General features: G+C 39.8%; 19 protein-coding genes. 14 read left to right on the plus strand and 5 right to left on the minus strand.

The genetic code is table 11. From position 1 onward, the window contains the following. The first annotated feature begins 20 nt into the window (after positions 1-20). From rbsK to serA, 6 genes are all read left to right on the plus strand, one after another. Positions 21-944, plus strand: coding sequence for a ribokinase (gene rbsK / locus A6A20_RS07670; RefSeq protein WP_279572870.1), 924 nt, complete (start codon positions 21-23; stop codon positions 942-944). A 4-nt stretch (positions 945-948) separates the two neighbouring features. Then, the gene (locus A6A20_RS07675) at positions 949-1,968 is read left to right on the plus strand and encodes a substrate-binding domain-containing protein (RefSeq protein WP_279572871.1); all 1,020 of its coding nucleotides are present in this window, start codon (positions 949-951) and stop codon (positions 1,966-1,968) included. A gap of 191 nt (positions 1,969-2,159) precedes the next feature. Then, a complete protein-coding gene (gene rdgB, locus A6A20_RS07680; protein WP_279572872.1) occupies positions 2,160-2,771 on the plus strand; it encodes an RdgB/HAM1 family non-canonical purine NTP pyrophosphatase in 612 nt (203 codons plus the stop codon). 4 nt (positions 2,772-2,775) lie between these two features. Continuing rightward, the gene (gene hemW, locus A6A20_RS07685; protein ID WP_279572873.1) at positions 2,776-3,921 is read left to right on the plus strand and encodes a radical SAM family heme chaperone HemW; all 1,146 of its coding nucleotides are present in this window, start codon (positions 2,776-2,778) and stop codon (positions 3,919-3,921) included. A gap of 238 nt (positions 3,922-4,159) precedes the next feature. Then, positions 4,160-4,819, plus strand: coding sequence for a ribose-5-phosphate isomerase RpiA (gene rpiA, locus A6A20_RS07690; protein ID WP_279572874.1), 660 nt, complete (start codon positions 4,160-4,162; stop codon positions 4,817-4,819). A 17-nt stretch (positions 4,820-4,836) separates the two neighbouring features. Next, the gene (serA, locus tag A6A20_RS07695; protein WP_279572875.1) at positions 4,837-6,069 is read left to right on the plus strand and encodes a phosphoglycerate dehydrogenase; all 1,233 of its coding nucleotides are present in this window, start codon (positions 4,837-4,839) and stop codon (positions 6,067-6,069) included. Between the two features lie 161 nt (positions 6,070-6,230). Here serA and yqfB read toward each other — a convergent pair whose 3' ends face one another. Beyond that, positions 6,231-6,545: a N(4)-acetylcytidine aminohydrolase gene (gene yqfB / locus A6A20_RS07700; protein WP_279572876.1), complete on the minus strand. Its 315-nt coding sequence runs from the start codon at positions 6,543-6,545 to the stop codon at positions 6,231-6,233. 50 nt (positions 6,546-6,595) lie between these two features. Here yqfB and A6A20_RS07705 point away from each other — a divergent pair, with 50 nt between their 5' ends. Then, positions 6,596-7,099 (plus strand): DUF2301 domain-containing membrane protein, encoded by a 504-nt coding sequence (locus A6A20_RS07705; protein ID WP_279572877.1) that lies wholly within the window; start codon positions 6,596-6,598, stop codon positions 7,097-7,099. Positions 7,100-7,202: 103 nt separating this feature from the next. On the opposite strand, the gene rsmD is transcribed toward A6A20_RS07705, so the two are convergent. Then, on the minus strand, positions 7,203-7,805 hold the full coding sequence (gene rsmD, locus A6A20_RS07710; RefSeq protein WP_279572878.1) for a 16S rRNA (guanine(966)-N(2))-methyltransferase RsmD: 603 nt from the start codon (positions 7,803-7,805) through the stop codon (positions 7,203-7,205). A gap of 86 nt (positions 7,806-7,891) precedes the next feature. On the opposite strand from rsmD, the gene ftsY reads away from it, so the two are divergent. From ftsY to rluC, 6 genes are all read left to right on the plus strand, one after another. After that, positions 7,892-9,436, plus strand: coding sequence for a signal recognition particle-docking protein FtsY (gene ftsY, locus A6A20_RS07715; RefSeq protein ID WP_279572879.1), 1,545 nt, complete (start codon positions 7,892-7,894; stop codon positions 9,434-9,436). Next, a complete protein-coding gene (gene ftsE / locus A6A20_RS07720) occupies positions 9,437-10,087 on the plus strand; it encodes a cell division ATP-binding protein FtsE (RefSeq protein ID WP_279572880.1) in 651 nt (216 codons plus the stop codon). Positions 10,088-10,096: 9 nt separating this feature from the next. Continuing rightward, complete coding sequence (gene ftsX, locus A6A20_RS07725; RefSeq protein ID WP_279572881.1) at positions 10,097-11,023, plus strand: permease-like cell division protein FtsX; 927 nt, start codon at positions 10,097-10,099, stop codon at positions 11,021-11,023. Next, positions 11,023-12,048 carry a UDP-N-acetylmuramate dehydrogenase gene (murB, locus tag A6A20_RS07730; RefSeq protein ID WP_279572882.1) on the plus strand — a complete coding sequence of 342 codons (1,026 nt, stop codon included), beginning with the start codon at positions 11,023-11,025 and terminating at the stop codon, positions 12,046-12,048. Before ftsX ends, murB begins: the two co-directional genes overlap by 1 nt. Before the next feature lie 23 nt (positions 12,049-12,071). Beyond that, on the plus strand, positions 12,072-12,389 hold the full coding sequence (locus tag A6A20_RS07735) for a DUF2322 family protein (RefSeq protein WP_279572883.1): 318 nt from the start codon (positions 12,072-12,074) through the stop codon (positions 12,387-12,389). 240 nt (positions 12,390-12,629) lie between these two features. Continuing rightward, positions 12,630-13,595 (plus strand): 23S rRNA pseudouridine(955/2504/2580) synthase RluC, encoded by a 966-nt coding sequence (gene rluC / locus A6A20_RS07740; protein WP_279572884.1) that lies wholly within the window; start codon positions 12,630-12,632, stop codon positions 13,593-13,595. A gap of 179 nt (positions 13,596-13,774) precedes the next feature. Here the strand turns inward: rluC and mazG are convergent, their stop codons facing one another. Then, positions 13,775-14,563 carry a nucleoside triphosphate pyrophosphohydrolase gene (gene mazG, locus A6A20_RS07745; protein ID WP_279572885.1) on the minus strand — a complete coding sequence of 263 codons (789 nt, stop codon included), beginning with the start codon at positions 14,561-14,563 and terminating at the stop codon, positions 13,775-13,777. Positions 14,564-14,806: 243 nt separating this feature from the next. On the opposite strand from mazG, the gene uspA reads away from it, so the two are divergent. Next, on the plus strand, positions 14,807-15,232 hold the full coding sequence (gene uspA, locus A6A20_RS07750; protein ID WP_279572886.1) for a universal stress protein UspA: 426 nt from the start codon (positions 14,807-14,809) through the stop codon (positions 15,230-15,232). 259 nt (positions 15,233-15,491) lie between these two features. Here uspA and mfd read toward each other — a convergent pair whose 3' ends face one another. Both mfd and A6A20_RS07760 read right to left on the minus strand, forming a co-directional pair. Beyond that, complete coding sequence (gene mfd, locus A6A20_RS07755; protein WP_424585424.1) at positions 15,492-18,929, minus strand: transcription-repair coupling factor; 3,438 nt, start codon at positions 18,927-18,929, stop codon at positions 15,492-15,494. A gap of 2 nt (positions 18,930-18,931) precedes the next feature. Beyond that, positions 18,932-20,020: a YcjF family protein gene (locus A6A20_RS07760; RefSeq protein ID WP_279572887.1), complete on the minus strand. Its 1,089-nt coding sequence runs from the start codon at positions 20,018-20,020 to the stop codon at positions 18,932-18,934. Between the last annotated feature and the right edge of the window lie 33 nt (positions 20,021-20,053).

Consider the following 20,053-nt stretch of genomic DNA (forward strand, 5'->3'; position numbering starts at 1 on the left):
AGCATAACGAGAACGTAATCATGAAAAAGTTGACAGTCTTAGGCAGTATTAATGCTGATCATATTATTTCTGTGCCTTATTTTGCCAAACCGGGTGAAACCTTAACGGGTTCGCATTATACCGTGGTTTATGGTGGTAAAGGGGCAAACCAAGCGGTCGCCGCAGCAAGGGCTGGAGGCGAAGTGAGTTTTATTGGTTGTATTGGAGCAGATAATATTGGACAGGCGATGAAACAAGCCTTTTGCCAAGAAGGGATTGATACCCAAGCTATTGAGGTAATCCCTGAACAAAGGACAGGGGTTGCAATGATCCAAGTGAATGCACAAGGCGAAAATAATATTGTGATTGCCAGCGGAGCCAATGCTGCCTTGACGGCAAAGGCAGTGAGCCAATATAAATCTGTTATTTGCCAAGGGGATTATTTGTTAATGCAGCTAGAAACGCCAATACCAGCGATTATACAGGCGGCAAGCTATGCGAAAGCGGCACAAACAAAAGTGGTGTTAAACCCTGCTCCAGCGACCACATTACCCTTGGAATTATTGGAATTGGTGGATATTATTACCCCAAATGAAACAGAAACTGCCTTATTAACAGGGATCACTGTGAAAGATCAAGAAAGTGCAAATCAAGCAGCAGCGGTTTTTCATCAATGGGGAATTGAATGCGTGATTATTACCCTCGGTGCAAAGGGCATTTATGTTAGCCAACAAGGACAAGGACAGTTTATTGCGGGCTTTAAGGTGCAAGCACAGGATAGCACTGCCGCTGGCGATACCTTTAATGGAGCATTAATGGTAGCATTATGTGAACAACAGCCTTTATTATCCGCTTTACGTTTTGCTCAAGCCGCGGCAGCGATCAGTGTTACTCGAACTGGGGCACAACCGTCCATTCCGCAACGAGCGGAGATTTTGGCATTTTTACAACAGCAAACAAACTAATATTATGGCAACAATGAAAGACATTGCCCGTATGGCAAAGGTTTCCACTTCAACGGTTTCTCATGTTATTAATGGTTCTCGTTATGTGAGCGAGGAAATTCGTGAGCGTGTGATGAAAGTGGTGGAACAATTAGATTATCAACCTTCAGTGCTGGCACGTAGCTTAAAAATTAAATCCACTAAAACCATTGGTATGTTGGTTACTACCACCAATAATCCTTTTTTTTCTGAAGTAATCAATGCGGTGGAGTGTTATTGTAATCAGCATCATTATAATCTGATGATTTCCAATATTACTGGCAATGAACAACGTCTTAGCCACAATATTCAAACCTTAATCCAGAAAAAAATTGATGGTTTGCTATTAATGTGTGCGGAAGAAAGCTTTAAACAAACAAAGCCATTAAATCTTCATCTTCCTGTGGTGGTTATGGACTGGTGGCCAATGGAATTGCCAGCGGATAAAATCTATGAAGATGCTATTTATGGTGGTTATTTAGCCACGAAAACCTTGCTTGAACAAGGGCATCAACATATTGGGATTATTACAGGCAATTTAGCCAAACCCCTTGCCCAAAATCGGTTGTTAGGCTATCAACAAGCCTTGGCAGAATATCAGATTACTTGCCGACCAGAATGGATTATTGAAAGCCATTTTGACTTTGCCGGCGGTATTGAGGGTATGGAAAAGTTATTAGCTTTAGCACAACGCCCTACCGCCGTGTTTGCTTGTAGTGATACCATTGCAATGGGAGCGTACCAAACCGCTTGGCGGCATAAATTGTCCATTCCACAAGATATATCCATTATTGGTTATGATGATATTAATTTAGCTCAATATCTTGCTCCACCACTTACCACCATTCATCAACCTAAACAAGAATTAGGACAACGAGCGGTAGAAATTTTGTTAGCACGTATTCAGCAAAATAATCCAGAAAACTACCGCACTTTTATTCTTAAACCCACATTAGTGTGGCGTGAATCTGTGGCAACCTTATATAGCCGTTCCACTTTAAAATAATACTGTGTTGGCACGCCTTGCCGTACTCATTGTACTGTCTTCGGCGTGCCGCCTTGTCTTATTTTAAATTGAAACGACTATAGTTTAAATTGAAATGACTATAACAATGACGATAAGAAATAAAACACTGCTAGTTTTTTGCGGACGAACTGATAAAATACGTGGCTAATGTGTGAAAAGGATAAAAGAAAATGAAACAAAAAGTGGTATTAGCGACTAGTAATCAAGGCAAAGTCAAGGAAATGGCGGACGTGTTAGCGGACTTTGGTTTTGAAGTGATTGCACAATCGGCACTCAATATTGAAAGCCCTGAGGAAACAGGCTTAACTTTTGTGGAAAATGCCTTATTAAAAGCTCGTTATGCCAGTGAAGTATCGGGTTTGCCTGCTATTGCCGATGACTCTGGTTTAGTTGTTCCTGCATTAGGCGGTGAACCGGGTTTATATTCTGCACGTTATGCTGGGGTTGACGGCGAGTTAGCGGATAAACATAATCGGCAAAAATTATTGCAAAAAATGACCGCACTTAATGACGAACAACGACAAGCAAAATTTGTCAGTTGCATTGTAATGTTACAGCATGCCAAAGATCCCTCGCCGATTATCGCAGAGGGAGAATGTATGGGGACAATTTTAACCGAAGAAAAAGGCGATAATGGCTTTGGTTATGATAGCCTATTTTTTAGCCCCGAACTCAACGCCAGCTTTGCCGAAGTGGACACCAGTGAAAAGAAAAAAATCTCACACCGTGCTAAAGCCCTGGCACAGCTAAAACAAAAATTAATCCACAACGCCATTAGGTAATGCTGTGCTAACACTGCCACCGCTGAGTTTGTATATCCATATTCCTTGGTGTGTACAAAAATGCCCCTATTGCGATTTCAATTCGCACGCACAAAAAGGCGAAATCCCTGAGCAACAATATCTTTCTCATTTGCTCAAGGATTTACAGGCGGATTTACAAGATTTTTCCGCCAGTATTCAACAACGCCCCCTGCAATCTATTTTTATTGGTGGTGGCACGCCAAGCCTGTTTCAAGCGGAAAGTATCGCCTATTTATTGGCACAAATTCAGCAAGTGATCCCTTTTAGCCCACAAATTGAGATCACCCTTGAGGCAAACCCTGGAACCGCAGAGGCAAACCGTTTTATTGGTTACCAGCAAGCAGGGGTAAACCGTATTTCAATGGGCATTCAAAGTTTTGCTGATGACAAATTGCAAAAATTGGGACGTATTCATAATGGTGCTGAAGCAATACAAGCGGTACATTATGCCCAACAGGCAGGCTTACGCAGTTTTAACCTAGATTTAATGCACGGCTTGCCCGATCAAACCCTTGAACAAGCCCTTGCGGATTTACAACAAGCCATCGCCCTAAATCCCCCGCATCTTTCTTGGTATCAACTGACTATTGAACCCAATACCATGTTTGCCTATCGTCCGCCCACATTGCCTGATGACGATGAATTATGGGCTATTTTTGAGCAAGGTCATCAATTACTAAGCCAAGCAGGCTACCAACAATACGAAACATCCGCCTATGCCAAAGCAGGCTATCAATGCCAACATAACCTTAATTACTGGCGATTTGGCGATTACCTTGCCATTGGTTGCGGGGCACATGGTAAACTTAGCTTGCCAACGGGCGAAATTATCCGTTATAGCAAAACCAAACACCCTAAAGGCTATATGCGAGGCGAATATCGCTATGAACAAAAAAATATTGCAGAAATTGACCGCCCTTTTGAGTTCTTTATGAACCGTTTTCGCCTACTTGACCCCACACCCAAAACGGACTTTGAACAATTTACTGGTTTATCCCTAAACCAAATTCAACCACAAATCCAGCGGGCAATGGATCAACAATATCTGATAGAAACCCCCACCCACTGGCAAATTACCAATCAAGGCAAATTGTTTTTAAATGATTTGTTGGAGATTTTTTTGGTTTAATTAGGCGAATAATGATGGTTTTGTGTTGATATAGTCATTTCACTTTAAAATAAAACAATGTGTGCTAAGCCGTATTATTTTAAAGCAGAACGATTATACATTCCCATTCTAATAGTCAATAAAGTTATAGCTTATTACCAAATATCTCTTTATCGCCCCTTGTAACTTAATATGAATAGTTATAAATTAAACACCTTAGCCAATTTGTAAACCTTTGCTTAAAGATAGGGAAAGAAATATGGATCAACTCGCAATGAAGAAACAAGCGGCACAGGCAGCGTTAAACTATGTGCAAGAAGACAGTATTATCGGGGTGGGAAGCGGTTCTACGGTAAATTGTTTTATTGAATTATTAGGCAGTATAAAAGAAAAAGTGAAAGGGGCGGTGGCTGCCTCAAAACATTCTGAGCAATTATTGCGTGAACAGGGTATTGAGGTATTGAATGCTAATGAAGTAACCAGCTTGGATATTTATGTGGACGGTGCGGACGAAATTACTCCGCATAAAGCCATGATCAAAGGGGGCGGAGCGGCGTTGACCAGAGAAAAAATTGTGGCTTCTTTAGCCAAAAAGTTTATTTGTATTGTGGATCAAAGTAAACAAGTTGAGGTGTTGGGATCAACCTTTCCTCTGCCCATTGAGGTTATTCCTATGGCACGTTCGCAAGTGGCACGTAAATTAGTGGAGTTAGGGGGAAGCCCAGAATATCGTGAGGGTGTCGTAACCGATAATGGCAATGTGATTTTAGATATTTATAACTTTAAAATCCTTAATCCAGTGGAAACTGAAAAGACCTTAAATAATATTGCAGGCGTGGTAACTAATGGTATTTTTGCCTTAAACCCCGCTAACGTGGTGATTGTAGGTAGCCCAGCAGGCGTAAAGATTATTGAATAACACAGCGGAGAGTAACTATGACGGTAAAAGTTTCATTAGACAAAGCCAAAATTAAGTTTTTATTATTGGAGGGGGTACACCAAAGTGCCTTAGATGTTCTGCAATCCGCAGGCTATTCCAATATTGAGTATCATAAAAAAGCCTTAGATGCTGAAGAGTTAAAAGAGGCAATCAAAGACGCTCATTTTGTGGGTATTCGCTCACGTACACATTTAACCGCTGAGGTGTTACAGCATGCACAAAAATTAATTGCCATTGGTTGTTTTTGTATCGGTACAAACCAAGTGGATTTAACCGCCGCTAAGCAACGTGGTATTCCTGTATTTAATGCCCCTTTTTCTAACACACGCTCAGTAGCAGAATTGGTACTAGGCGAAATGCTTTTATTGATGCGTAATATTCCGCAATCTAACGCAGAAGTGCATCGTGGTATTTGGAATAAATCTGCGGTGGGAGCAAATGAAGTGCGGGGTAAAAAATTAGGCATTATTGGTTATGGGCATATTGGTTCACAACTCAGTGTTATTGCAGAAAGTCTAGGTTTACAGGTTTATTTCTACGATGTGGAAAATAAATTGCCATTAGGCAATGCCCAACAGGTACGCACCCTTGAAGAATTGTTGTCAATCAGTGATGTGGTGTCTTTACATGTACCAGAAAATCAATCCACTAAAAATTTAATGAGTGCTGAACGTATTGCACAATTAAAACAAGGATCTATTTTGATCAATGCGGCACGAGGCACAGTAGTGGATATTGATGCCTTAGCACAAGCCTTGGAGCAAGGAAAATTGCGTGGCGCAGCGATTGATGTATTCCCAAAAGAACCTGCCTCTAGTAATGAGCCTTTTGAATCGCCATTACGCCGTTTTGATAATGTTATCCTTACCCCACATATTGGTGGCTCAACCGCAGAAGCTCAGGAAAATATTGGGGCAGAAGTGGCAGGAAAATTTGTGAAATATTCCGATAATGGTTCAACCTTATCGGCAGTAAACTTCCCTGAAGTGTCGCTACCTGAACATCATGGCACAAAACGTTTATTGCATATTCACCACAACCGCCCAGGGATTTTAAACCAAATTAACCAAATTTTTGTGGAAGAAGGTATTAATATCGCCGCGCAATATTTACAAACTGAACCAACTATTGGTTATGTTGTGATTGATATTGAAACCACCAATACTGATACAATCTTGCAAAAATTACGTCAAATTGAAGGCACTATTCGGGCGAGAGTGTTGTTCTAGTCATTTATAGCTAGCTAAAAATAAGAAAAGTGCGGTCAATTTTGACCGCGTTTTTTATGTTATAGTCGTTTCAATTTAAAATGAGACAAGGCGGTATGCCGAAGACAGTAGAAGTAGTACGGCGAGGCGTACCAACGCTGTATCATTTTAAAGTGGAATGACTATATTATTAGTTGGTAATGAATGACATAAAATGTTTCTGTATTAGGATAAATTTCTCGAATGAGTTGTTTGAGCGTGATTAAGTCCATATTTTCTTGTTGTGCATGCGTTTGATTAATTTGTTCAAATTGAATAGGCGTAACAGATAAAATCTTAATTTTGGCAAACCATTGATGTTGCTCTAAGGTATAAACATCAATGATAGAATTGGGTTGATAATGGCTTTCCGTAATATCACGAATAGTGATAGTTTTGCTACCATTAAGAATGTTTTGCTTGAAACGAGTAAAAAACGTAATTTCTTTTGTCATCATTTTTTCTTTCTTTTAAGATAATCTTATTTTTTTATTGATAAGGAAAAGTTATGGCAGATCCACATATTCAATCGCCCATGGATAGTTGGGATTATATCAGTGTTATTGTTTATCGTTTAGGTTTTGTGATCGCTACCTTTGCGATGCCGTTATTGCCTTATTATCCGCAAGCGGAACTAGCGATATTGGTTGCGGCGAGTTGTTGTGCTTCTTGTTTGCATATTTATTTGAAAAAATTTCGTTTTATTTTGCAAATGGCAAGTTGGATTGCCTTATTAAGTTATGGGTTTGGCTTTCCCGCCATTGCTCTAGGCGGGGCATTTTTAACCCTTGGTGGGTTGTGTTTCAAAGAGTATTTTTGTTTTCGGATCACAGGATTAAATTTCCAACCTATATTATTAGCGATATTTTGGCTTAGTTTGCAATGCCATTGGCAAAGCATTAGCCTGATTTTATCGCTAATTATTACCGCACTTTTACTGCTCTTGAGCATACAAAAATGGCGTATGCCCTTGCATTTTGATATTGGCGATAAAAGAAAATATCAGGTTTAGTGGTTTAAATATTTTGTTAAGTATAGTCGTTTCAATTAAAAATGAGACAATGCGGTACGCCAAAGACAGTACAAGTAGTACGGCGAGGCGTATCAACACTGTATCATTCGACTATAAGTTGATACAACCGACAATCCACCATACCCATACTTTTTTGTTTATGTAATTGCCAATGGGGCGGAACTTGTAAGGATAAGCCTTTTTCCGTTTCCACATAAACCAAAGCGTTGGGGGCAAGCCATTGATATTGCTGGAGTAGTTGAATGGCTTGTTGAGCAAGGTGTTGATGAAAGGGCGGATCAAGAAATACAAGATCAAAGTGCGGTTGTTTTTGTGGTTGTTTTAGCCAATCTAAACTATTTTGTTGAATAACTTCGGCTTGTTCAGGCGAACATTTTAATTGTTGCAAATTTTGTTGTAATTGTTTTGCAACGGCTTTTTCTCGTTCAATAAAGATGACAGATTTTGCTTGGCGTGATAAGGCTTCAAAGCCTAATGATCCGCTACCTGCAAAGCAATCTAAACAGCGACTGTCCACAATATAAGGCATTAACCAGTTAAACAGGGTTTCTTTTACACGATCACCTGTGGGACGTAACCCCTCAGCCATTAAAACGGGCAGTTTACGTCCTCGCCATTGTCCCGCGATAATTCTTACTTCCCCTTTATTTGTGCTGGATTTGCTATTTTGTTGATTTTTTTTCATGGCTGATAGGTAAATAAATGATAAACTAGTGGCATTTTATCTATTTTAGTAAAATCCAGCAATTTTATTTAGGCAGGTAACATAATATGGCAAATGAAAAGAAAAAAGGTGGTTTTTGGTCTTGGTTTGGTTTAGGCAAAAAGCAAAAGGAACAACAAGATATTTCACCACAAGAGAAAGATCAGCTTGTTAATGAACAAGCAGAAACTACACTTGTAGAGCAAGAGCAAGAGCAAGAGCAAGAGCAAGAGCAAGAGCAAGAGCAAGAGCAAGAGCAAGAGCAAGAGCAAGAGCAAGAGCAAGAGCAAGAGCAAGAGCAAGAGCAAGAGCAAGAGCAAGAGCAAGAGCAAGAGCAAGAGCAAGAGCAAGAAATTATTCCTGAATTGAATGATATTGTTGAGAATTTTGCTAAAGCAGAAGGAAATTTGCCTTTAGAAGAGAACAGTACAGCCTTAGAACCTGTGGAGATTGAGCAGGTTATTCCTGAAAGTATTGAGCCTGAAGTAGAGCAAGCCCCTTTAACGGCACAAAGTGCGGTGCAAAATCAAGATATTTTGCTTGAACAATCGGTAACATTATCGTCAGATAATGTGCAAGAACAAGAACAAGAACAAGAACAAGAACAAGAACAAGAACAAGAACAAGAACAAGAACAAGAACAAGAACAAGAACAAGCTAGCTCAATAACGCAAGAAAAGCCAAGCGAGGGGGGCTTTTTTAGTCGTTTGGTAAAAGGCTTATTAAAAACCAAACAAAATATTGGGGCAGGTTTTCGCCGTTTATTTCGTGGTAAAAAAATTGATGATGAATTATTTGAGGAATTAGAAGAACAGCTATTAATTGCTGATATTGGTATGCCAACCACCACGAAAATTATCAATAATTTAACGGAACACGCCAGCCGGCAGCAGTTACAAGATGCGGAATTGTTATATCAACAATTAAAACAGGAAATGGCGGATATTTTAAAACCTGTTGAGCAACCATTGTGTATTGATGAGCATAAAAAACCTTATGTGATTTTAATGGTTGGGGTAAATGGCGTTGGTAAAACCACCACCATTGGTAAGTTGGCTCGTCAATTCCAGCAACAAGGCAAATCAGTGATGCTGGCAGCAGGCGATACTTTCCGAGCGGCGGCAGTGGAGCAATTACAGGTTTGGGGAGAGCGTAATCATATTCCTGTGGTGGCACAAAGTACGGGGGCGGATTCTGCCTCAGTGATTTATGATGCAATGCAATCCGCAGCGGCTCGCAATATTGATATTTTGATCGCCGATACCGCAGGGCGTTTGCAAAATAAAAATAATTTAATGGACGAGTTGAAAAAAATTGTGCGTGTGATGAAAAAACATGATGATACAGCCCCGCACGAGATTATGCTGATCCTTGATGCTGGAACAGGGCAAAATGCTATTTCACAAGCTAAACTCTTCCACGAAGCGGTAGGACTGACGGGCATTAGTTTAACCAAATTGGACGGTACTGCCAAAGGTGGGGTAATTTTTGCCATTGCGGATCAGTTTAAATTACCTATTCGTTATATTGGGGTGGGCGAGAAAATTGAGGATTTACGTCCATTCCAAGCGGAACAGTTTATTGACGCATTATTTACGCAGGAAGAAGATTAGATGATTCGGTTTGCGAATGTGAGTAAGGCTTATCGTGGTGGTAAGCCGGCGTTACAAGGGCTGAATTTCCATTTACCTGTGGGAAGTATGACCTATTTAATTGGGCATTCTGGAGCAGGTAAAAGTACCTTGTTGAAATTAATTATGGGGATTGAACGGGCAAATGGCGGTAAGATTTGGTTTAATGGACACGATATTACCCGTTTGTCTAAGTATGAAATTCCTTTTTTACGCCGTCAAATTGGTATGGTGCATCAAGATTACCGTTTGTTATCTGATCGCTCGGTGTTGGATAATGTGTCCTTACCTTTGATTATCAGTGGTATGCACCCAAATGAAATCAAACGGCGAGCCAGTGCGGCGTTAGATCGGGTGGGCTTATTAAATCGTGCTAATCATCTGCCCCTATATTTATCGGGTGGCGAACAGCAACGTGTGGATATTGCACGAGCCATTGTTAATCGTCCGCAATTATTATTAGCCGATGAGCCTACGGGAAATTTAGATGAGGCATTGTCGTTAGATATTTTTTCCTTGTTTGAAGAATTTAACCGAGCAGGGGTAACAGTGTTAATTGCTACCCATGATCGCAATATTATCCAACAAAAGCCAAAACCTTGTTTAGTCCTTGAACAAGGGCATTTACGTTAGGAAGTTGTTATGAGTCGCCGTATTAATGCACCAATTTGGTTACAAATTGATTATGTGATTCGCTCGGTATGGGCGGATATGATGAAAAAGAAATTTGGTACGTTATTGACCATTCTTGTGATTACTGTTTCTTTGACCATTCCAACGGTAAGTTATTTGTTGTGGAAAAATACCTATTTAGCCGCTACTCAATTTTATCCTGAAAGTGAATTAACCGTTTATTTGCATAAAAACCTGTCAGAACAAGATGCTAATCAAGTGGTGGAAAAAATTCGCTCGGAAACAGGAGTCGCATCATTGCACTATATTTCTCGTCAAGAGAGCCTTAATCAGTTTCGTGCTTGGTCTGGTTTTGGCGAGGAATTGGATATTTTAGATGACAATCCTCTGCCAGCGGTGGTAACGATTCAACCCCTTGCCGATTATAATGAACCAAACAAACGCAATGCGTTACGCAATAATCTGATGAAAATCAAAGGGGTTGATGAAGTACGTTTAGACAGTGATTGGTTAGAGAAACTTACCGCATTAACGTGGCTAATTGCTCATGTTGCGATTTTTTGTGCGATATTAATGACTGTTGCGGTGTGTTTAGTGATTGGTAACAGTATTCGTACTGAAGTGTATAGTAGCCTTGCCAGTATTGAAGTGTCTAAATTATTGGGTGCAACCGAACAATTTATTTTACGCCCATTTCTCTGTACAGGCGTGATTTATGGTTTATGTGGTGGGATTTTTGCCTGTTTATTAAGCCGTTTATTAATCGGTTATTTTACCAGTGCGGTGCAATATGTGGCGGATATTTTTGCGGTGAAATTTGAATTAAACGGCTTAAATTTTAGTGAAACCTTATTTTTATTCATTATTTGTGCGGTAATTGGTTATGTTTCAGCTTGGTTATCAGCCCGTCGTTATTTAAATCAAGAGGTGCAATAATGGAGAGTTTACAGGCTTTGCATACCTTTGGTTTGCCCGTAACGGCAAAAAAAATTGTAAAACTGACCGCACTTTCTGCGCTAAATAACTATTGGCAACAAGCACAAGATACTCATCAGCCGTTGTTATTTTTAGGGCAAGGGAGCAATGTTCTATTTACGCAAGATTTTGCTGGCACAGTGATTATTAATCAATTAAAAGGCATTGAGCATAGGCAAGATGCTGATTTCCATTATTTACATGTGCAAGCAGGGGAAAATTGGCATCAATTAGTCCAATGGAGTTTGCAACAAGGGATCGCAGGATTAGAAAATCTTGCCTTAATTCCGGGCTGTGCAGGAACCGCCCCCATTCAAAATATTGGGGCTTACGGCGTTGAATTTGAGCGATTTTGTGATTATGTTGATGTATTAGATTTAAACCATAATGAGGTTATCCGCTTAACGGCGAAAGATTGCCAATTTGCTTATCGTGAGAGCATTTTTAAACGTCAATATGCACAAGGCTATTTTATTTGTGCCATAGGATTAAAATTAGCTAAACAATGGCAACCTGTATTGGATTACGGTCCTTTAGCACAATTCACATCAAATCAGGTTACCCCCCAGCAAATTTTCCAACAAGTTTGCCATTTACGCCAAACTAAATTGCCTGATCCTGCTCAATTTGGCAATGCGGGTAGCTTTTTTAAAAATCCTACGGTGGCAAAAAGTCTTGCTGACACCCTAAAACAACAATACCCCACAATGCCTTATTTTGCCCAAGGCAATGAACAAGTCAAATTAGCCGCAGGCTGGCTTATTGACCAATGTCAGCTAAAAGGCTTCCGTTTAGGCGGTGCGGCGGTGCATCAACAACAAGCGTTAGTGTTGATTAACCAAGATAACGCAACTAGCCAAGATGTGGTAGAATTAGCCCGTTATGTTCGTCAACAAGTGGGCAAACAATTTGGTATTTGGTTACAACCTGAAGTCCGCTTTATCGGAACAACAGGGGAAATTGATGCTGTACAGTTGATAAGTTAATCCATAATAAAATAGGAGAGATAATGAAAGATTTTAAACAAATTCTTGCAACCTTACCTAGTATTGAGCATTTATCGGGGTTAAATGTGATGTCTGGCGATACTGTTGTGCAATATATTCCTGCTTTAGAGGGGAAATTAGGATCATTGAAAGTTTATAATGCTTTGGCTCAAGAATTTAACGGAAAACTTGATCCCATTTCCGCAAAAAAAGGCTTAGAACTCTTTGCAGAACATACTACTGATGCAAGAGAGCATCTCGGTAAACACCCGAATATTGATTTACTATTTCGTGTGATTGAGGAAAATATTTGTTATCAGTTAGTGCCTGAACAAAAATAATCACGATAATTCTGAGGCATCGTTTATATAGTCATTCCACTTTAAAATGATACAGCGTTGGTACGCCTCGCCGTACTACTTGTACTGTCTTCGGCGTACCGCCTTGTCTCATTTTAAATTGAAACGACTATAAAAAACATGTCTCTATTTTACCCAACTCAAGGAATAATCCTCTGATTTTTCCTCCTGACAATGTTATGATTAGCACCTTTGAATAGTAATAAAGAAGTAGGCTCAGTTATGTCAAATTCTTCTCCACAAATGATTAACCAAACTGTCAAATTATTGAAAATTAGTGATGATGAGGCAGGGCAACGTATTGATAATTATTTATTGACAAAGCTGAAAGGTGTGCCGAAAAGTCTGATTTATCGCATTGTGCGTAAGGGCGAAGTGCGGGTAAATAAGGGGCGAATTAAGCCCGAATATAAATTGCAAGCTGGCGATGAAGTACGTATCCCACCAGTAAAAATGCCAGAGAAAAATACTGTGCCTGTTTCTAATAAATTGAGTAAAGTCGCCCAATTAGAACAACAGATTATTTTTGAAGATGATTGTTTATTGGTGTTAAATAAACCCTCAGGGATTGCAGTGCATGGCGGTAGTGGCTTAGATTTTGGGGTAATTGAGGCATTACGGGCATTGCGTCCAGAGGCTCGCTATTTAGAATTGGTTCATCGTTTAGACCGTGATACTTCAGGAATTTTATTGGTGGCAAAAAAGCGTTCAGCATTACGCCATTTGCACCAACAACTGAGAGATAAACAAATCCAAAAAGAATATTTAGCTCTCGTGCGAGGACAATGGCAATCCCATTGTAAAGTGATTAACGTACCGTTAAATAAAAACGAGCTAGCCAGTGGCGAGCGGATTGTACGAGTAAATGAGCAGGGAAAGCCCTCCGAAACAAGGTTTCGTATAGAAGAACGTTATGGCGAATTTGCCACCTTGGTAAAAGCCTTACCCATCACAGGGCGTACCCACCAAATTCGTGTACATACACAATATGCAGGACACCCTATTGCCCTTGATGACAAATATGGCGATAAAAATTTTGATGAAAAACTGACCGCACTTGGTTTAAAACGTTTATTTTTACACGCCGTAGCCATTCGCCTTACTCACCCAAAAAGCGAGCAAACTTTATATTTACAAGCCCCTTTAGATCCGCAATTAAAACAGGTTTTGCGGCAGTTGAGGGGATAGTATAGTCGCCCCACTTTAAAATGATACAGTGTTGGTACGCCTCGCCGTACCACTTTCTCTCATTTTAAATTGAAACGACTATAAAAGTGCGGTCAAAAATAAAAATATTTTAACCGCACTTTTAAAGAACCAAATTGATGAAATAATATTTTGTCTTATTTTAAAGAGGGACGGCTGTACTATACTTGTTTTTTCGCTTGTTCCCACCAATAATCCCTTTCCTTTATACTGCTTTCTTCAAGGGATTTATTTTGTGCGTTGATTTGTTGTTCTACAAAACGAAAACGTCGTTCAAATTTCAGGCTAGCTTGTCGTAACGTTTGTTCTGCAGGGCAAGCTAAATGGCGACTTAGGTTTACACAGGCAAACAGTAAATCGCCCATTTCTTCGGCGATTCTGGCTTGATTTCGTTGAGGTTGAGCCAATTCTTGCTTTACTTCTTGTAATTCTTCTTCTACCTTGGCAAAAACATTATGAATATTGTCCCAATCAAAGCCTTTTTTACTGCAACGTTTTTGTAATTTTTCAGCACGCAATAATGCAGGGAAAGCATAAGGAATATTATCTAAGATTGAATGATGCCCAGCTTGTTGATGTTCTTCTGCTTTGACTTGATTCCAATTTTGTAATGCTTCTTGTGCGTTATTGGCTTGGCGATCACCGAAAACATGAGGGTGGCGGCGAATAATTTTTTCACAAAGGCTTTGTACAACGTCGGTAAAACTAAATTTATTTTCTTCTTGAGCAAGTTGGCAGAGAAAAACCACTTGTAATAAGAGATCGCCCAGTTCTTCCTTTAAATTTTCATTATTTTGTTGTTCAATAGCCTCCACGACTTCATAACTTTCTTCTAATAAATGCGGGATCATTGTTTGATAGTTTTGTTGTAAATCCCAAGGACAACCTCCATTTGGATCACGCAATTTGGCAATAATACCAATAAAGTCTTGAATATTGTACTGTGGCATAAAAAGCTCCCTGATGTGTTTAATATGGTTTAGGCATATAGAGATATAGTCGTTCTACCTTAAACTAATACCGTGTAGGCACGTTTCGCCTTATTTTAAATTGAAACGATGATAAACAGATCTAATAGAAAATTTTTTCTATTAATGTGATCTTTGTCTATATTTTTTCTCCCTTTTAGTGTTAATATTTAACCATAAACAACTTATTCTGTTAATGGCTAGATCTGATTAAGGAGGAAAATTATGTATAAACATGTTTTAGTTGCAGTTGATCTTTCAGATGAAAGTCCTATTTTATTGCAAAAAGCCGTAGGTGTGGCGAAAAGAAATGAGGCAAAACTCTCTATTATTCATGTAGATGTTAATTTTTCTGATCTTTATACGGGATTAATTGATGTAAATATGTCTTCTATGCAGGATCGTATTTCAAGCGAAACACAGCAATCCTTAACCCAATTAGCCGAGCAAGCAGGCTATCCTGTGGCTGAAAAATTAAGTGGCAGTGGTGATTTAGGGCAGGTGTTATCCGATGCGGTTAAACAATATGATGTAGATTTATTGGTAACTGGGCATCATCAAGACTTTTGGAGCAAATTAATGTCGTCAACTCGCCAAGTTATGAATAATATTACGGTGGATATGCTTGTTGTTCCATTGCGTGATGAATAAATATAGTCATTCCACTTTAAAATGATACGGCGTTGGTACGCCTCGCCGTACTACTTGTACTGTCTTCGGCGTACCGCCTTGTCTCATTTTAAATTGAAACGACTATAGATTTTTAAGTAAGGATAGTGAAACCGCTGTTTGTGTTGTGCAACTAGCGGTTTTTTATTGTCATTTTATTTTGAAGAAACGACTATACTATACGAAGAAAGTAGTGAAATGGTTACTGATTTCACTACTTTTTTATTGTGTATGGCAAAAACTATTTTTTATTAGCCAAATCATTTACTAATTCTTCCACAAAATCAATTCTCGCTTGATAGCTGTCAAATTTTTGTTGGAATTTGAATTTTGTTGGGCCGTCAAATTTATAAACTTGCGGTTGTTGTTGAATTAATTGAATCAATTTCACTGGATCTAAGTCTGCATTAGGGGCAAATTCAATAAATCCACCTTGTTCGCTGGTTTCTATGCGGACGATGCCTAATGGTTTCGCTTTTAGGCGTAAGCGAGCAATGTGTAATAAATTGGCAGTAGCTGGCGGTAATGGTCCGAAGCGGTCAATTATTTCTACTTTGAGTTCATCAAGGGCTTGTTGATTTTCTGCCCCAGCAATGCGTTTATAAAAGGATAAACGCATATTGACATCGCCAAGGTAATCTTCAGGCAATAAAGCAGGAATACGCAGATCAATATCCAGTTGATGACTTTGAGTAAGCTCTTCCAAACTCGGTTCTTTGCCTTCTTTGAGGGCATTAACCGCATTTTCCAGTAATTCCATATAAAGGGAAAAACCAATGCTTTCAATTTGTCCGCTTTGTTCCGAGCCAAGTAATTCGCCTGCCCCACGAATTTCTAAATCGTGGGTGGCTAAGATAAAACCTGCCCCAAGGTTATCAAGGCTTTCTAATGCCTCTAAACGCTTTTGTGCATCTTTTGTCATTAATTTTACTGGTGGGGTTAATAAATAGGCATAAGCCTGATGATGAGAGCGTCCTACTCGTCCTCGTAATTGATGTAATTGAGCCAAGCCAAAATGGTCAGCTTGTTCAATAATAATGGTGTTGGCGGTAGGGACGTCAATGCCTGTTTCAATAATGGTGGAACAAACTAACACATTAAAACGTTGATGATAAAAATCAGACATGACTTTCTCTAGTTCACGTTCACGCATTTGCCCATGCCCAATGGTAATGCGAGCCTCTGGTACAAGTGCGGTCAGATTTTCGGCACATTTTTCAATGCTGGCAACGTCATTATGTAAATAATAGACTTGCCCACCTCGCAAGATCTCACGCAAAATCGCCTCGCGGATAATATTGTCATTACGTTGTCGCACAAAGGTTTTAATGGTTAAACGGCGAGCTGGTGGGGTAGAAATAATGGACAGATCACGAATTCCATTCATCGCCATATTCAATGTGCGTGGAATTGGGGTGGCGGTCAGGGTAAGAATATCAATATTACTGCGTAATTGCTTGATTTGTTCTTTTTGACGTACCCCAAAGCGATGCTCTTCATCAATAATTAATAAACCTAAATCATTGAATTTGACTTCAGGTTGAATCAGTTTATGTGTGCCAATAAGAATATCAATTTTTCCTTCCGCTAAATCCTGTAAGACTTGTTTTTGCTGTTTCGCGGTTTTAAAACGGGATAACATTTCCACATTCACAGGTAAATTGGCAAAACGATCCTTGAAATTATCATAATGTTGCTGGGCTAATAGGGTTGTAGGCACTAATACTGCCACTTGTTTATTATTCATTACTGCCAAAAAAGTAGCACGCATAGCGACTTCGGTTTTACCAAAGCCCACATCGCCACAGACTAAGCGATCCATAGCTTTCGCTTGGCACATATCCGAAATTACCGCATTAATTGCGGTGGCTTGATCATAGGTTTCTTCAAAAGGAAAAGTGGCGGCAAATTTTTGATATTCTTCTCGATCATAAGCAAAGGCAAACCCTGTTTGACTTTCTCGTTTGGCATAAACGTCAAGAAGTTCAGCGGCAACGTCACGAATTTTTTCTGCTGCTTTTTGTCTGGCTTTGACCCAAGCATCACTGCCTAATTTATGCAATGGGGCAGAATGTTCATCGCCCCCCACATAACGGCTAATTAAATGTAAGGAAGATACTGGCACATAAAGTTTAGCATCATTGGCATAATTCAATAATAAAAACTCGGCAGGAATACCGCTATTTTCTAGGCTTACTAAGCCACCATAGCGTCCTACGCCATGTTCTAAATGGACAACAGGTTGCCCAATTTTTAGTTCGGCTAAATTACGGATTAGGGTATCAGGATTGAGGGTTTTTTGTTTATGTGATTGACGTTGTTGCACACGTTCGCCAAGCAATTCTTGTTCAGTAATAATGGCAAGTTGCTGATCAATAATAAAACCTCGATCTAATGAGCTTACCCATAAACATTGTTGAGATGGTAGCGGTTGCTCAATATGGCGAATTTGTTGCGGTTTAAGTTTTAAGGGTTTAAGCAAATCCAATAAGGTTTCTCGCCGTCCCTCTGATTCTACGCTAAAGAGGATCGGCAAGTGAGTTTGTTCAAGAAATTGGCGTAATTGTTGCAAAGGTTCTTTGTGTTGCACCTGAATGGTTAATTCAGGTAAGGCTTGGATCGGCAAATTTTGTTGTTTTACCGAGTTTGACAAGACTTGTTCGGTTAAGGTTAAACGTGGATATTGTTTTAGTTGATGATGAATTTCATCAATTCTGAGCCAAAGCCGTTGTGGTGGCAATAAGGGACGCATAGGATCAACATGATAATTGTCAAAGCGTGCCTGAGCATCTTGGTAAAAATTTTCGGCTTGTGTGCTGTTGTGGCTAAAATCAATGACTAAGGTTTGCTTAGGTAAGTAATCAAACAGGCTTGCCATTTCAGTAAAAAAGAGTGGTTGCCAATATTCAATTCCTGCGATGAAAATGCCTTTGCTGACTTGTTGGTAAATATGTTCAGGATCACGGCGAATTTCCGCAAAGGTTTCACGAAATTGGCTGCGAAAATGCTCAATGCCTTTGCTATCGGTGGGAAATTCGTGAGCAGGTAGTAAATTAATGTGTTGAATTTCGGCTAAACTGCGTTGATTATCCAGATTAAAGGTGCGAATTGAGTCAATTTCCTCATCAAAAAAATCTAAACGAAAAGGCAGCGCACTTCCCATAGGAAATAAATCAAGTAATGCACCACGCACCGCATATTCGCCATGTTCTAACACTTGTTCCACTGCACGATAACCTGCGTCTTCTAACTGTAAACGTAATTTATCAATATTGAAACGATCGCCTTTTTTAATTAATAGCACATTCTGTTGCAGAAATTGAGGTGGGCATAGGCGTTGCATTAAGGTGGTAATGGGTAATACCACAATGCCTTGTTGCTGATGCTGCAAGGCAAATAAGGTGCTTAAACGTTGTGAGATAATATCCTGATGAGGGGAAAAATGATCATAGGGTAAGGTTTCCCAATCAGGGAAAAAACGTACTGGAAGTGCGGTCAATTCTGCTAAAATTTTTTCTAAACGCACCGCACTTCGGGTATCAGGGGTAATGACAAGGGTTAAGCCTGCATATTGTTGTGCCGCCTCGGCAATGGCAAGGCTTTCTGCCCCAGTAAGCACATTGCCTAATAGCTTATGATCAGCGGGTTTTGTTGGTAAATTAAGATTAAAATAATTCATGATTATTGATGATATTCTTTGGTTTTCTTGATGTTTGTTTTTAATACACTGTCTTTTAAGGTAATGAGTAATTGTTTATGGATCATACTTAAACGGGGTTTTTCGCCAGCTTGAAAAGCGATAGGGCGACAAAATTCCATGGTTTTAATCCCTAAACGGGCGGTTAATAAGCCCACGCCGATCCCTTGTGCCATACGGGCGGAAAGTTTTGCGGTAATATCCTGTGATAACCAATCCATACCCATTTCCTGCACCAATTCGCTTGCCCCAGCAAAAGCAATATTGACCAGCACCATACGCAACAAGCGAATACGACTAAAATAGCCCAGTTCAATGCCGTAAATTTGGGCGATTTTATTGATTAAACGTAGGTTACGCCAAGCGACAAATAACATATCCACCAAGGCAAGAGGGCTAATTGCGACAATTAATGTTGCCTCGCCTGCACTGTGGCTAATGGCTTTTTTCGCTTGTCGATCCAAATCGGCTAGTACGGTTTGGCTAAATAGATAGCTCACTTCTTGCGCTGAATGAGCCTCGTTCAGTTGTTGTTGCCATTGTACTAAACGAGGATCTTGAGGGGAAAGCTGCATATTTTCCGCCAACGCAAGGCAAAAGGCTTTGCCTTTCTCGCTATCATCTTGGGGGGCGGATTGCGATGAGGGCTGAAATAGTTGTTCGCCCTGTTGTTGCTGACGTATTCGGCGTTTTAAGCGAACGAGGGTTCGCCATTCTTGTACAATGGCATTTAAGCCCACAATAATTAACGCTAGGCTAGCAAGGGCAAAAACAACATAAATCCATTGGTTTTGTTGCCAGTTATCCAATAACCATTGGATTGTTTGGGCGATGACTGCCACAAGAAACAGAATCACGCCAGTGGCAAGTAATTTTTTCCACCATTTAGGCTTGGGTTGAATAACCTGTTCAAATTTTTCTTCTAGCCATTCGCCCTCAAGGGTTGCACTGTTCAATGCGGTTGGATCGAGCTGTATATCATCAGTTGTAAAGATCTGTTTTTGTTGAATTGTCTCCGCCTCATCATTATGTTGAGGCGGTTGTTCTGTTTGAGAAAAAAATTGTTTGGTCATAAGCAAAATTACTCTGGGTTAGGATTATCGTCA

Origin of the sequence: Volucribacter amazonae (assembly GCF_029783845.1) — a bacterium.
GTDB lineage: Bacteria > Pseudomonadota > Gammaproteobacteria > Enterobacterales > Pasteurellaceae > Volucribacter > Volucribacter amazonae.